The 14018-nt window shown below is 69.5% G+C and carries 12 protein-coding genes; 2 read left to right on the forward strand and 10 right to left on the reverse strand.

Annotation, left to right across the window (positions count from 1 at the left end):
• The 3 genes from GGR43_RS21665 to GGR43_RS21675 all read right to left on the reverse strand — a co-directional run.
• Positions 1–483, reverse strand: a 483-nt coding sequence (locus GGR43_RS21665; RefSeq protein ID WP_188073901.1) for an IS110 family transposase, incomplete at its 3' end; no start/stop codon positions are given.
• 365 nt (positions 484–848) lie between these two features.
• Positions 849–1649, reverse strand: a complete 801-nt coding sequence (locus GGR43_RS21670; protein ID WP_223177566.1) for an ABC transporter ATP-binding protein — start codon at positions 1647–1649, stop codon at positions 849–851.
• On the reverse strand, positions 1646–2701 hold the full coding sequence (locus tag GGR43_RS21675) for a FecCD family ABC transporter permease (RefSeq protein WP_188073902.1): 1056 nt from the start codon (positions 2699–2701) through the stop codon (positions 1646–1648). The genes GGR43_RS21670 and GGR43_RS21675 overlap by 4 nt, the downstream gene beginning before the upstream one ends.
• A gap of 123 nt (positions 2702–2824) precedes the next feature.
• Between GGR43_RS21675 and GGR43_RS21680 the strand changes: the two genes are divergently transcribed.
• On the forward strand, positions 2825–3994 hold the full coding sequence (locus GGR43_RS21680) for an amidohydrolase (protein ID WP_188073903.1): 1170 nt from the start codon (positions 2825–2827) through the stop codon (positions 3992–3994).
• Positions 3995–4109: 115 nt separating this feature from the next.
• On the opposite strand, the gene GGR43_RS21685 is transcribed toward GGR43_RS21680, so the two are convergent.
• From GGR43_RS21685 to GGR43_RS21710, 6 genes are read right to left on the reverse strand one after another with little or no spacing between them, the layout of a single operon-like run.
• Positions 4110–4874, reverse strand: coding sequence for a 2,3-dihydro-2,3-dihydroxybenzoate dehydrogenase (locus tag GGR43_RS21685; RefSeq protein WP_188073904.1), 765 nt, complete (start codon positions 4872–4874; stop codon positions 4110–4112).
• Entirely contained in the window at positions 4871–8752 is a 3882-nt protein-coding gene (locus tag GGR43_RS21690; protein ID WP_223177568.1) for a non-ribosomal peptide synthetase, read from the reverse strand. The genes GGR43_RS21685 and GGR43_RS21690 overlap by 4 nt, the downstream gene beginning before the upstream one ends.
• Positions 8749–9000 (reverse strand): phosphopantetheine-binding protein, encoded by a 252-nt coding sequence (locus GGR43_RS21695; protein ID WP_188073906.1) that lies wholly within the window; start codon positions 8998–9000, stop codon positions 8749–8751. The genes GGR43_RS21690 and GGR43_RS21695 overlap by 4 nt, the downstream gene beginning before the upstream one ends.
• A complete protein-coding gene (locus GGR43_RS21700; RefSeq protein WP_188073907.1) occupies positions 8997–9653 on the reverse strand; it encodes an isochorismatase family protein in 657 nt (218 codons plus the stop codon). The genes GGR43_RS21695 and GGR43_RS21700 overlap by 4 nt, the downstream gene beginning before the upstream one ends.
• Positions 9650–11284 carry a (2,3-dihydroxybenzoyl)adenylate synthase gene (locus tag GGR43_RS21705; RefSeq protein WP_223177569.1) on the reverse strand — a complete coding sequence of 545 codons (1635 nt, stop codon included), beginning with the start codon at positions 11282–11284 and terminating at the stop codon, positions 9650–9652. The genes GGR43_RS21700 and GGR43_RS21705 overlap by 4 nt, the downstream gene beginning before the upstream one ends.
• Complete coding sequence (locus tag GGR43_RS21710; protein ID WP_223177570.1) at positions 11281–12345, reverse strand: isochorismate synthase; 1065 nt, start codon at positions 12343–12345, stop codon at positions 11281–11283. Before GGR43_RS21710 ends, GGR43_RS21705 begins: the two co-directional genes overlap by 4 nt.
• A gap of 334 nt (positions 12346–12679) precedes the next feature.
• Here GGR43_RS21710 and GGR43_RS21715 point away from each other — a divergent pair, with 334 nt between their 5' ends.
• Positions 12680–13165, forward strand: coding sequence for a hypothetical protein (locus tag GGR43_RS21715; protein WP_188073909.1), 486 nt, complete (start codon positions 12680–12682; stop codon positions 13163–13165).
• A gap of 47 nt (positions 13166–13212) precedes the next feature.
• Here GGR43_RS21715 and GGR43_RS21720 read toward each other — a convergent pair whose 3' ends face one another.
• Positions 13213–13959, reverse strand: a complete 747-nt coding sequence (locus tag GGR43_RS21720; RefSeq protein ID WP_188073910.1) for a siderophore-interacting protein — start codon at positions 13957–13959, stop codon at positions 13213–13215.
• Positions 13960–14018 lie beyond the last annotated feature (59 nt).

The following is a 14018-nucleotide window of genomic DNA, read 5'->3' on the forward strand; positions in this document are numbered from 1 at the left end:
GCGCACCAGCGCGCGCTGGAGGCGGGGTGTGCGATAGGCTTCGACGCGTGTCTTCATCCGGGCGTGGTCGGCTTCCATCTGCTCGATCAGGCGCATATGCTCGGCCAGCGGCTCGAGCCGGGGATCGGGCGCCGCGCGCACGGCCTCGACCTCGGCAGCGCAGTGCGCGAGCAACGCTGCGTCGAGGCGGTCGTTCTTCGCCAGCTTCAGCCGGAACATCGCAAAGGCCCGCACCTGACGGGGCTGGAACAGCACCAGCTCGAACCCGGCGGCCCGCAGCGCATGGGCAACGCCCCGCTCATAGCCGCCCGAGGCCTCCATCCCTATCCGCCTCACCCCCTGCTCCTGAAGCCATGCCACCAGCGCGGCATGGCCCGCAGCTCCGTTGGCCACGCGCATCGCCTTGCCCGAGGGATGGCAGGCAATGTCGAGCCACTGTTTGCCGATATCGACCCCGGCAACGATCATGCTATCCTGCACCATCTTCGTCGATCCTTCCTCGTCCAGGAGCCCATGGCTCTGGCAACCATGCGGATCCGATGAAGGGGCCGACTGCGATCCTGCTGAGCCGCGTTCCCAAACGAACCGGACGAACCCGATCCGACAGACGACCGCCGGGTTGGGGATGGCCAGCCCCAACCCGGCACCGCACCATAGGCGGATACCCAATAATAACCCAAACCTCTAAGACGAGGGCGAACGGAGGTCCCGCTCTAAACCTTTTCTTTTCTCCGTCATGCCAGCGAAGGCTGGCATCTCAGGAAGTGGCGCGCGACATCGCCTACGACCCCAGCCTGCGCTGGGGTGACGGTGAAGGCTGGTGTCCGCTCTCCACCAAAAACGCGCCCCTACAGCGTGTCCTCGATCACGATATGCAGCCCATCCGCATCCGCCCGCACCCGCGCGGCGACGCGGTAGACATCCGCCAGCGCCTGCGCGGTGATCGCCTCGGCGGGCGGGCCGTCGGTCACAAGCCTGCCCTGCGACAGCAGCACGATCCGGTCGGACCAGCGCGCGGCGATCGACAGGTCGTGCAGCACCATGACGACGATCATCCCGCTTTCCCGCGCCAGCGCGCGGACCAGCTTCATCACGCGCAGCTGGTAATGCAGGTCGAGCGCGCTGATCGGCTCGTCGAGCAGCAGCACGCGCGGCTGGCGCACCAGCGCCTGCGCCAGCGAGGCGAGCTGCCGCTGCCCGCCCGACAGATGGTTGAGCCCCTCCATCGCCAGATGGCCGATGCCCACCCGCTCGATCACGTCCAGCGCGCGCTCGGTGATCGCGTGGCCGGACAGCGGCTCGCCTGCGATCGGGGACGCCTTCAGCGCGCCGATCACCGCCTCCAGCACGGTCAGCGCGACCCGCTGCGGCAGGCTTTGCGGCATATAGGTGACGTGGCGCGCATGGTCCGCGAGCGGGAGGGACAGCAGGTCCACCTCCCCCAGCCGCACCGCGCCGCTGGCATGATGCAGCCCCGCCAGCGCGCGCAGCAGCGTCGTCTTGCCCGCCGCATTCGGCCCCAGCAGCGACACCACCTGCCCCGGCAGCATCGGCGCGAGGGTCAGCGCATCGACCACGACATGCCCGCCATAGCCGGTCGTCAACCCCTCTATGCGCAGCGCGTCGCCATGGGAAAGCATCTTCGTCATACCCGCTCCGGCTTGCGTAGGATGAGGACCAGGAACACCGGCACGCCGATCATCGAGGTGACGATCCCCACCGGCAGCAGCACACCGGGCACCAATATCTTGCTGCCGACCGAGGCGACCGACATGATGAACGCACCCGTCAGCATCGAGGCGGGCAGCAGGAAGCGGTGGTCCTCGCCCAGCATCAGCCGCGCGATATGCGGGCCGACCAGGCCGATGAAGCCGATGGTGCCGACGAACGCGACCGAGGTGGCGGCGAGCGCGCTGATCCGCAGCAGCGAGGCGAAGCGCAACCGCGCGACATCGATGCCGAAGCTGCGCGCCCGGTCCTCGCCCAGCCGCAGCGCGGTCATCGCATGGGCTGCGCGCATCGAAAAGGGCGTCACCACCAGCATCACCAGCGCCAATATGCCCAGATTGCTCCATGTCGCGCGGTTGAGCGCGCCCATGCTCCAGAACACCAGTTGCGACAGCGCCTCCTGCGAGGCGACGAACTGAATGAGCGCCACCAGCGCGTTGAAGGTGAACACCAGCGCGATGCCAAACAGCACCACGCCCTCCACCCCCGCCGCCCGGCTGCGCGCGAGGAATTCCAGCAGCAGCACCGAGGCGAAGGCGCAGATGAAGGCGTTGATCGGCACCATCCAGTCGGTCGGCAGAAACGGCACGCTGATCCCCAGCACGATCGCCAGCGCCGCGCCGAAGGACGCGGCGGAGGAAACCCCCAGCGTAAACGGGCTGGCCAGCGGATTGTTGAGGATCGTCTGCATCTCCGCCCCGGCGAGCGACAGCGCCGCGCCGACCAGTATCGCCATCAGCGCATAGGGCAGGCGCACCTCGCGGATGATGGTGAGCTGCGGCATCGTCAGGCTGGCGGGGTCGAACAGCCCCGCCCACACCTGCGCCAGCGGCAGGTTGGACGGGCCGGTCGAGATGTCGGCGGCGAACACCAGCAGGCTCAGCAGGCCGATCACCGACAGGATCAGGACGCGCCGCCGCGTCATGCGATGATAGGCGCTGATCGTGCCTTCGCGCGTTATTGCCTGATCCATCGCCATTCCATCTTCTTCCCGTCGATCCTTTACAGGCCCCGCTGCCCGCCGGGCAATCGATAACGCCCCTTGTTGCAAAAAGCACGCAAAAGCGGGAATAGGGATAAGGACACCCCCGATTTGATGAAAGAGACGAAGACCGTGCCCATAGTTGCAGAGCTTGACGCGCTTGGCGCCGTGATGACCGAATGGCGGCGTGATTTCCATCGCCACCCGGAACTGGCCTTCGGCGAAACCCGCACCGCCGGGCTGATCGCGGAATGGTTGCGCTCCTTCGGCCTGTCGCCCGTCACCGGCATCGGCGGCACCGGCGTCGTCGCGGTGGTGGAGGGCGCGCAGCCCGGCCCAGCGATCGCGCTGCGCGCCGATATGGACGCGCTGCCGATGCAGGACGAGGGCGGGCGCGACTGGCATTCGCACACGCCCGATGTCGCCCATGCCTGCGGCCATGACGGCCATTGCGCGGCGTTGCTCGGCGTCGCGCGGCATCTGGCGGCCCATCCGCCGCAGCGCGGCCGGGTGGTGCTGATCTTCCAGCCGGCCGAGGAAAACGGCCTCGGCGCGCGGGCGATGATCGACGGCGGGCTGCTCGACCGCTTCCCGTTCGATGAGGTCTATGCGTTCCACAACATGCCGCTGCTCAACAGCGGCACGGCGGGCGTGCGGACCGGGCCCGCGCTCAACGGCTATATCGTCTGGCAGGTCACGGTCGACGGCGTGGGCGGCCATGGCGCGGCCTTCTTCAAGGCGACCGACCCGCTGCAGGCGGCCGCGCGGCTGGCGACCGAAATCTCGTCCATCGTCGGGCGCTATGTCGATCCGATGGAATCGGGCCTCATCACCGTCTGCTCGTTGCAGGCGGGCAGCTCGCACAACATCATCCCGGCGAGCGCCAGCCTCAGCGGCACGCTGCGCGCGCTCAAGCCGGAGGTGCTGGCGCTGCTCTACGAGCGGCTGGAGGCGGCCTGCGCAGGCATAGCGGCGATGAGCGGCTGCACGATCCGCTGCGAGCGGCTGGCCGAGGTTCCGCCCTGCGTCAACGCGGCCGAGGGCGCCGAGCGAGCGGCGGCGGCCTGCGCGGCGGTGCTGGGCGAGGACAAGGTGATCCGCGACCACGCCCCCTTCCCCTTCACCGACGATTTCGCGCTGTTCCTCAAGGCCGCGCCGGGCGCCTATCTGTTCCTGGGGCAGGACAGCGCGATGTGCCACAACCCGGCCTATGATTTCGACGACGCGCTGCTGCCGGTGGCGGCGAGCATCTTCGTCACGCTGGTGCGGCAACGGCTGGGGTAAGGTGCGAGTGGAACGCTTCTACCGTTCGCTCTGAGCTTGTCGAAGGGCCGTCTTGTTTCTTCAAGGAAGAACAGGGCTGCGACAAGCTCAGCCCGAACGGATCATAGGGGACGACTCACGCCCGCAGCGTCGCCCCGCCATCGACATAGAGATCCGCCATCGTCACATGGCCAGCACGGTCGGAGAGCAGATAGAGCACCGCTTCGGCCACATCTTCCGGGCTCGCCAGCTTGCCCAGCGGAATGCCGGTCTTATACTGTTCCGGCAGGCCCGCTATCACCCGCTCGGCGCCATGCTCGTCGGCCCACATGCCCGTCTGCATCGGCGTCAGCGTCGATCCGGGCGCGACGATGTTGCACCTTATCCCGTGCGGCGCGAGTTCGAGGCCGAGGCAGCGGGTGAACATCGTCGCCGCCGCCTTGGACGCCGCATAGGCCGCCATCGCGTGGCGCGGTATACCGGCTGCGTTGGAGCTGATGGTGACGATGCTGCCCCGGCGGCGCGGCGTCATCACCCGCGCCAGCGCGCGGCCGACATGCATGACGCCGAAGCAGTTCACGTCGAACACGCGGCGCATCTCGGCGTCGTCGGTATCGACCACCAGCTCGTTGGACAGCACGCCCGCGCCGTTGACGCCGAAATCGATCGCGCCCCACTCCGCCTCGACCCGCGCCACCAGCGCATCGACGGCGGCGCTGTCGGTCACGTCGAGCGGGGCGGCCCAGATGTCGGGATCGCCCGCCACCGGCGGCGCGGCCAGATCGGCCGCGACCACCCGCGCGCCCTCCTCGCGCAGCAGGCGCACCAGCGCCGCGCCGATGCCGCCCGCCGCGCCCGTCACCAGCGCGATGCGCCCCGCAAGCCCGCTCGCCCGGCTCATGCCGTCACCGTCGCGGCGGCGGCCATGCGCGCCGACAGGGCGGGGGCGATCAACGCGCTCGCCTCCGCGCCGGTCAATTGAGGGTGCAGGAACGGCACGTCGATCCGGTCGAGCGTCATCGCATGATCCTTCCACAAATCGGGGGTCAGGTCGGGCCGGTCGCGATGGTCGAGCGCGGCGCGGATATGGGTCAGCACGCCGTCATAGCGGCGATGATGGTGGCCCCGCACCAGCCGGTTGGTGTCGAGCACCACGCGCACCACGCCGTCGAGCGCTTGCGGTGGCAGATTGCCCAGCGAGCTGTCGCCTTCCTTCAGGAAAGCGACGATCTGCTCGCGCGTCTGGAGGTGCGGATAGGCTTCCGCATCATAACCCGCAATGGCGAGCAGCGCGCGCAGCGCCTGCGCCTGCGTCGGTTCCGGCTCCGCCCGCCAGCAGTCGGCGGGGTAGGAATCGAGCAGCGCGACCAGCCCCACCTCGCGTCCCGCCGCGCGCAATTCCACCGCGACCGCCTGCGCGATGATGCCGCCGACCGACCAGCCCGCGACATGACAGGGACCTTGGGGGTACACCTCCATGATGCGCCGCGCATAATCGGCAGCCAGCGCGTCGATGCTGCCGGGCGCGGGCACGGCGAGGTCGAGCGCGGGCGATTGCAGGCCATGGACCGTCCGCCGCGGCGAAAGGGACGCCGCCAACGTGCGATAGCCCCAGCACAGCCCGCCCGCCGGATGCACGAGGAAGAGGGGCGGCAGGTCCACCTCCCCCCGCGCCAGCGTGATGAGCGGCCCCAGCCCGGCATCCCCTCCTGCAGCGCCGCCCGCATCGATCCGCGCGGCCAGCCCGGCGACGTCGGGATGCTCGAACAGCGCGGCGAGGCCCGGATCATGGCCCCACTCCTCCCGGATGCGCAGCATCAGCCGCACCGCCAGCAGCGAATCCCCGCCCAGCGCGAAGAAATCGTCGCCCGCGCCTGGCAGGTCGTCCAGCCCCAGTATCTCCGCATAGAGCGCCGCGACCCGCCTTTCGCTGTCGGTGGAGAGCGCGCCGCCCTCCGTCCCTTCGAAACGCGGTTCGGGCAACGCGCGGCGATCGAGCTTGCCGTTGGCGGTGACGGGCAGCGCCTCCAGCTCGATCAGCGCGGCGGGCACCATATAGTCGGGCAGCCGTGCGGCGAGCGCGGCGCGCAGGGCCTGCGCGTCATAGCCTTGCCCCGGCACGACATAGGCTACCAGCCGCCCGTCCCGCGCCTGCACCGTCGCCATGCGGGCAAGGCCGGACGCGGCGATCACCGCCTCTATCTCGCCCAGCTCGATGCGCAGGCCGCGTATCTTCACCTGATGATCGGCGCGCCCCAGAAAGACGACCGCGCCGTCCGCCCGCCTGCGCGCCAGATCGCCGGTCATGTAGAGGCGCTCGCCGGGATGGAACGGGTCGGGAAGGAAGCGCTCCTCGGTCAGGTCGGGGCGACCGAGATAACCGCGCGCCAGCTGCACCCCGCCGAGATAGAGATGCCCCACCATTCCCTGCGGCACCGGGCGGCGATGCTCGTCGAGCAGGACGAGGCGCGTGTTCCACACCGCATGGCCGATGGGCACCGGGGCAGAAATGTCGGCGGCGGCGGCGGGCCACCAGCTCACATCCACCGCCGCCTCGGTCGGGCCATAGAGATTGTGCAGTTCCGCCCGCATCCGCCGATGGAAGCGGTCGCGCAGGTCGGCGGGCAATTCCTCGCCGCTGCAAAAGACGCGGCGCACGGACAGACCTTCACTCTCCGGCGCATCGAGGAAGGCCGCCAGCATCGACGGCACGAAATGCAGCGTCGTCACGCCTTCCGCGCGGATCAGCGCGGCGATGGCGGCAGGGTCGCGATGCGCGCCGGGCGGGGCCACCACCAGCGTCGCGCCGGCAATCAGCGGCAGGAAGAATTCCCACACCGACACGTCGAAGGTCGCGGGGGTCTTTTGCAATATGCGGTCGTCCGGGCCGAAACCATACTGCTCGCCCATCCACAGCAGCCGGTTGACGATCGCGCGATGGGTGACGACCACACCCTTGGGATCGCCGGTCGAGCCGGAGGTGAAGATGACATAAGCGGCATCCTCCGGCGCGGGGCTGGCGGCGACAGCGCCCTCGCCCGGCCAGTCGGCGGGCGCGAGCAGCCTCTCGCCATAGAGGCCCTGCGCATCGTCGCGCGCCAGCACCGCCACCGGCTGCGCGAGGCCGAGGATGGTCGCGATCCGCTGCGCCGGATGGTCGAGGTCGAGCGGCAGATAGGCCGCCCCGGCGCGCAGCACCGCCACCAGCGCGACGATCAGCTCTACCGAGCGCGGCAACGCCACCGCGACGATGGCCTCCGCCCCGCCCCCCCGCACGCGCAAGGCGGAGGCGAGCGCGGCGCTGCGCCGGTCGAGTTCGGCATAAGTCAGCGTCTCGCCCTCGAAACGCAGCGCGGGCGCATTCGGGCGGGCGGCCATCGCCGCCTCGATCAGCGCGGTCAGCGTCGTGTCGGGAACCGGGTGAGCGGTGGCGTTATGCTCTTCCAGCTCCGCCCGCGCCTCCGCCGGGGTCGCGGTGGGCACGTCGGCCAGCCTGTCTGCCCCCGCCGCCGTCGCCAGAAACAGCGCGAGCCGCGCCCCATGCGCGGCGACCTCGGCGGCGGAATAGAGGCCGGGATTGGCGTCCACCTCCAGCGTCAGGCCGGTCGTGCCGTCGCCCCGGAAGGTGAAGTTGATATCCTCGACCGGTCCGGTGCCGGTGACGTGCAGCGTCACGTCGAGGCCATGGAAGTGCGGCGGGCGGTCATAGGGCTGCACGTTGATCAGCGGCCCGTGCAGCCGCCGGTTGCCGCCGATCAGCCCCAGGTCGCGGCGCAACTGCTCGCTGCGATAGCGGCCGTGGCGGCGCGCCTCGCCCATCTGCCGCGCCACGGCGGCGAGATAGTCGGCGAGCGGCATCGCCTCGTCGACGGCGATGCGGATCGGCAGCACGTTCATCACCATCGCGGGCACCCGCGCCGAGGCGCTGCCCATGCGGCCCATATGCGGCGTGCCGATGACGATCTCGCCCGTGCGGGTGAAGCGGCGGCAATAGGCGGCGACCAAAGCCGTCACCACATCGGGCCAGCTCAACCGCAAACCCTTGGCCAGCGCCATCAGCGCGGCGCGCGCGGCCTCCGGCATCGGCTGCGCATGGCGATGGAAATCATGCGCGGACTGGGCGCGGCCCGGCGCCATGCCGACCACATCCTCCATGCCCGCCATCGCCTCGCGCCACCAGCGCGCATCCTCCTCGCTCTGCGGGGAGGCGCGATAGGCGGCGTCCTCCGCCCACACCCCGGCAAGCGGCGCGAAGGGCTTGGCCATGCCGGGCGCGCCGGTCAGCGCGGCTTCGTACAGCGCCGACACCCGGCTCGTCAGCATCACCATGCCGAAGCCGTCATTGGCGAAATGATGGACGCGCTGCGCCCAGAAATGGCGGTCGGGCGCGAGGATATAGAGATGCTGCGCCGCTATGGGATCGCGCTCCGGGTCCACGGCGCGGGCCATGTCGGCGCGGATCGCCGCCAATGCCGCCGCCTCCGGGTCCGCCTCCCGCTGAAGGTCGATCACCTCCAGGTGCGGGCGGAAGGCCGGGTCGATCCATTGCACCGGCCCCTCCGGCCGATCCTCGAACCGCAGCGACAGCGCCTCGGCCTCCTCGCTCACGCGCTCGACCGCCGCGCGGAAGGCGTCGCGATCGAGCGGCCCGCGCAGGTCGAGATATTGGCCGGTGTTGAAGATCGGATTGCCGGGGTCGAGCCGCTGCGCATACCAGAGGCCTGATTGCGCCTCGGTCAGCGGCACCGGCCCCTGCGCCGTCGCGCCGTCCGCCGTCAAGACGACGCCCCTTGCTGCCGCGCCTGCACCAGCGCCCACAGGCCCGACAGCGTCGGCGTTTCGGCGATATCCCCGAAATCGAGCGGTACGCCTTCCTCTTCCCATTGCAGCAGCAGGTTCATCGCCCGCATCGAATCGAGGCCGAAGTCCATCAGATTGTCGTCGTCGCCGATCGCGGCCGGGGCCTCTTCCAGCATCGCCGCGATATCGGCGCGCAGCTTTTCCAGCGTGACGGGAGCATCGGTCATGACAGGGCCTCGATCAGTTGGCGGGTGGAACGCACGACGCCGCTGCAATTGGCGACCAGCGCCAGCGCCTTGTCGTGCCAGCCCCGCGAGAAGTCGCCGAGCGCATCGGCGGCGAAAAAGGGGTGGATGTCGCGCTGGAATGCCTCGGACGCGGTGGCGAGGCAACCGATATGGGCATAGACGCCGCAGATGACGAGCTGATCCCGTCCCCGCGCGCGCATCAGCGTTTCGAGATTGCTGCGCTGAAACGCGCTGTAGCGGTGCTTGACCAGCACGATATCGCCCGGCTGCGGGGCAAGCGGGTCGACGATCGGCTGATGCTCCGCCACATGGCGCATGCCCGGCCCCCAGAGATCGGCCTGAAGCCCGCGATCGCGCCGGTCCTGATCGCCGTTCTGCGCGGTGTAGAAGATGGGCAGGCCGCGAGCCCGCGCCGCCTCTGTCAGCGCGGCGATGTTGCGGACGATGCCGGCGATCGGTTCCGCATCCGGTGTAAAGGCGTCGACGAAATAGCGCTGCATGTCATGGACGAGCAGCGCCGCCCGATCCGGCGCCAGCACCCAGTCCGCGCGCGAGGGCGGCAGTTCGTCCTCCCCCGGCAGCGCATAGGGCGCGATCGACGGCAGGCGACGGGGCGCGGCGACGGCGCTCATGCCTGCCCCTCCTGCTCCAGCAGTTGCGCGCGCAGCGAGGCGCGCAGTTCCTTGCGGCTGATCTTGCCGACGGCGGTGGTGGCGAAATCCTCGACGAAGACGATCTGGTCGGGAATCTTGAACGCCGCGATTTCCCGCCCGCGCATCCATGCCTTGAGGTCCGCCGGGCGCGGCGCTTCTCCCTGCGCGATGATGAAGGCGCAGCTGCGCTCGCCCAGGAAGCGGTCCGGCACCGATACCACCGCCGCGTCGAATATCTGCGGATGGGCGAGCAGATGATCCTCTATCTCCTCGGCGGAGATCTTCTCGCCCGCGCGGTTGATATGGTCGGTCGCGCGCCCCTGCACGACCAGATAGCCGCCCGGCAGCCGCTTCACCACGTCGCCGGTGCGGTAAAAGCCGTCGGGCGTGAAGGACCGGGCATTGGCCGCCGGGTCGTCATGATAGGCGCGGATGGTATAGGGCCCGCGCGTCAGCAGGTTGCCCGGCTCGCCCTCCGGCACCGGATCGCCCGCATCGTCGAGGATCAGCACCTCGTCGTCGGGCGAGATCGCGCGTCCCTGCGTATCGGTGATGATGTCCTCCGGGTCGTCGAGGCGCGTATAGTTGACCAGCCCTTCGGCCATTCCGAACACCTGTTGCAGCGTGCAGCCCAGCACCGGCCGCACCCGCCGCGCAGCCTCCGGCATGAACTTGGCCCCTCCGACCTGCAACACCTGAAGGCTGGACAGGTCGGCCTTCGTCCGGGGCGCGGCCTGCAACCAGAGCAGCGCCAGCGGCGGCACCAGCCCGGTGATCGTCACCCCCTCCTGCTCGATCAGCGGAAAGGCGACATCGGGCGTCGGCGACGGCGCCATCACCACTCGCGCCCCGGCATGGATCGCGCCGAAGATGCCGGGCGAACTCATCGGGAAATTATGCGCGACCGGCAGCGCGGCCAGATAGACGCTGTCTGGCGTGATGCCGCAAATCGCGTTGCTGGCGCGGATGGAATAGAGATAATCGGCATGGGTGCGCGGGATCAGCTTGGAAAGGCCGGTGCTGCCGCCCGAAATCTGCACCAGCGCGACCGATTGCGGCGACGGCGCGCTGTCGGGCAGGGCCGCGGGATCGGCATCAATGCCGTCAAAGCCGACCTGATCGCCACCCGCCTCGCCGACGACGATGACATGGCGCACGGCGGACACCTCCGCCCGCACCGCATTGGCGAGCGGGCGATAGTCGAAGCCCTCATGCCGATCCGCGATCACATAGGCGACCGCCTCGGACTTGCGCGCGAAATGGACGATTTCCGTCTGCCGGTGGGCGGGCAGCGTGAATATGGGGATCAGCCCGGCCCGAAACAGGCCGAACACCACCGCGAGGAATTCCGGGATATTGGGCAGTTGCACGATCACCCGGTCGCCGGGCCGCAGCCCCAGCGCCAGAAAGCCCGCCGCCGCCCGATCCGCCCGCGCGGCCAGCTCGCCATAGGTCCAGCGCCGCCCCTGCCCGGCCACGGCCACCGCATCCGGCCTTTCCGCCGCCTGCCGCGCCAGCACGGCCGGGAACGTCTCGTCCGTCCAATAGCCCCGCTCGCGATAGCGCGCCGCGAACTCCTCCGGCCAGATTTGCGCCAATGCCTTGATCACGCCACCTTCTCCAGAACCGCATCCCGTTCATCCACGCCGAGCGCCTGCAACATCGCCCGGAACTTGGCCGCGGTTTCCGCCACTTCCGCGTCGGGATCGGAGCCGGGCACGATGCCCGCCCCGGCATGCAGCATCAGGCTGCCCCCCTCCACCAGCGCGCAGCGCAGGGTGACGTGCCATTCGCCGTCGCCCCGTGCATCCACCCAGCCAAGCGCCCCTGCATAATAGCCGCGCCCCTCCGGTTCCAGCCCCCGGATCACCTCCAGCGCCGCGTCGCGGGGATAGCCGCCGACGGCGGGCGTCGGATGGAGCAGCGCGGCCAGCCCGGCGGCCGAGGGCGCGTCGTCCGATTTCAGTTCCCCCTCGATCCGCGTGCCCAGATGCCACATCGTCGCGGTGGAGCGCAGGCCGGTGCCCTCCGGCGTGCCCAGCCGCGCGCAATGGGGGGCGAGCAGGTCCAGTATCGCCTCCACCACCAGCGCATGCTCTCGCCTGTCCTTTTCCGAGCGCAGCAAGGCGTCGGCCGCCTGCCTGTCCTCCGCCTCGCCGGCATGGCGCCGGGCCGAACCGGCGAGCGGGTGGGACAGCACCGTCCGTCCCCGACGGGACAGCAGCAGTTCCGGCGTCGCCCCGACCAGCGTCGCGCCGCCCGCCCCTTCGGCGGCAAGATCGGCGAGGAAGGTCGTCACGCTCTCGTCCGCCGCCAGCCGCGCGACGATGGCGAACGGATCGACCGGAGCGCCCGCCTCTATCCGCAGCCCGCGCGCCAGCACGACCTTGCGCAAGGCCCCGCCGGATGCGGCCATGTCGTGCAGCACATGGCGCACCCGGTCGGCATAGACGGACGCGGGCGGGCATTCGCTCAGCCCGCCGATGGCGATACCGGAAGGCGCGGCGGCGGGGAGGGCCCCGTCCCCGCCCGTGCCCCATTCCACCTGTTCCGGCTGCACCAGCACCACCGGCCCGGCCCGGTCGAAGGGCATCGCGCCTACCAGCAGGCCGTCCTTCCCCTCAACATCGGACGCGAACCAGGCCCGCGTCGCGGCTTCGAGCGCGTCCACCCCTTCGCACGGAATCCGGCGCGCGGCACCGGAAGCACGCAGTGAAAAGCCAGCACGCCAAAACCCAAACACATGACATCTCCCGATGGCCGGACCAGCCCGCATGAGCGGGATTTTATTGCGATTACTTCGCAATATCCACGCCTTTAGCTTCATTTTATCGGGGGTGGATAGCATGAATATGGATAACCATTATCCATTGCGCTGATGCGCCCGCGCGGCGGCAGCGGGAATAATCAATATCCGCCAGCGGCATTTGAACCCCGCCCGCGCCGGTGCGAGAAACTGCGATTCGCTCGCATCAACTCACCAGCACCCGCAGGATGGTCTTTCGATGGATTTCCCCAAGCAGGATAACGGCCCCCTCGCCCCGGCCGGGCGGATGCCGCTTCATCGCCGGCCGAGGCATGAGCGGCATATTCTCGGCCTGATCCGCGCCGCCGCGCGCAGCGATGACGACGCCGGGGAAGGCGCGCCCGCCCCGGCGGAGGACGGGCGAACGCATTGGCTGTTCTTCTTCCAGCTGCGCCAGCTCGCGCAGGAAAACGGGCTGACGATCCAGCCCCGGAACTGCCGGTGGGTGGGAACGGACGAGCTGCAATTGCTGGCCTGGATCGCGCGGGCGCAGCGATACCGGACCCAGGGCGAAAGCTTTCACCCGGACGAGCGGCTGACCCGATCGATCTTCCTGTGCGCGGGCATATTGACCGGGCAGGGCGTGAACCTGCCGCCCGTCACCATGCTGGCCCGCACGCGCCCGCACGCCGACGCGAGGAAGCGCGCGCGGACGCGGGGAACGAGGCCGGCAGCGAGGGTCTGAGCGGGGAAGAACGCTCTCTCTTCCCCGCCCGCCTTATCGGTCGCGGTTCAGTCTTCCAGCTTTTCATGGGCGTCGGCGACGCCCTGCTTCCAATAGCCCGCCGCCTTCAGCCAGCCCTTGGGATGGTTGCGCCGGCTGGTCACATGGTCGCGGACGGCGCGCGCGACCTGCGCCTCGCTGGCGATCCAGACGAAGCCGTCGCCCGCGGGCCAGTCGATCCGGTCCAGCGCGGCGAGCACCGGCTCCGGGTTCGCGGCCTCGCCGAGCGGGCGGTGCACCCATATCGCCTGATGGTCGGTTTCGGTGGAGAAAAGCTGCTCCTCCTCCGGCCCCGCGACCGCCACCACGGTGATGACCCGCGTGCCTTTGGGCAGTTCCTCCAGACGGCGGCCGATCGCGGGCAGCGCCGTTTCGTCACCGACCAGCAGCCACCAGTCGAAGGTCGGGGAAATGGTGACCGAGCCGCGCGGGCCGCCGATTTCCAGCACGTCGCCCACCGCCGCGTCGATCGCCCAGCGGGTCGCGGGCCCTGCGTCATGCACGGCGAAATCCAGCGTCAGCGTGCCCGCGCCGGTATCGAAGCGGCGCGGCGTGTAATCGCGCATCGCGGGCGTGCCGTCATCGGCCTGAACGAACAGCTTCACATGATCGTCGGGTGAAAGGCTGGTGAAATCGGCCAGATCGCTGCCTTCCAGCAGGATACGGATCATGCCCGGCGTAACGTTGGTCTTTTCCTTCACGGTCAGGCGGTGGCGTTTGATCTCGTGCCGGTGGCGGGTAATCTGATGGGTCATATATGTCTCCGATAAGGGGGTTGAATGAAGGCTGTAAGCGGTTGTCCGCCCCGCCTTTT

It is taken from the genome of Sphingobium jiangsuense, from assembly GCF_014196495.1.
Classification (GTDB): domain Bacteria; phylum Pseudomonadota; class Alphaproteobacteria; order Sphingomonadales; family Sphingomonadaceae; genus Sphingobium; species Sphingobium jiangsuense.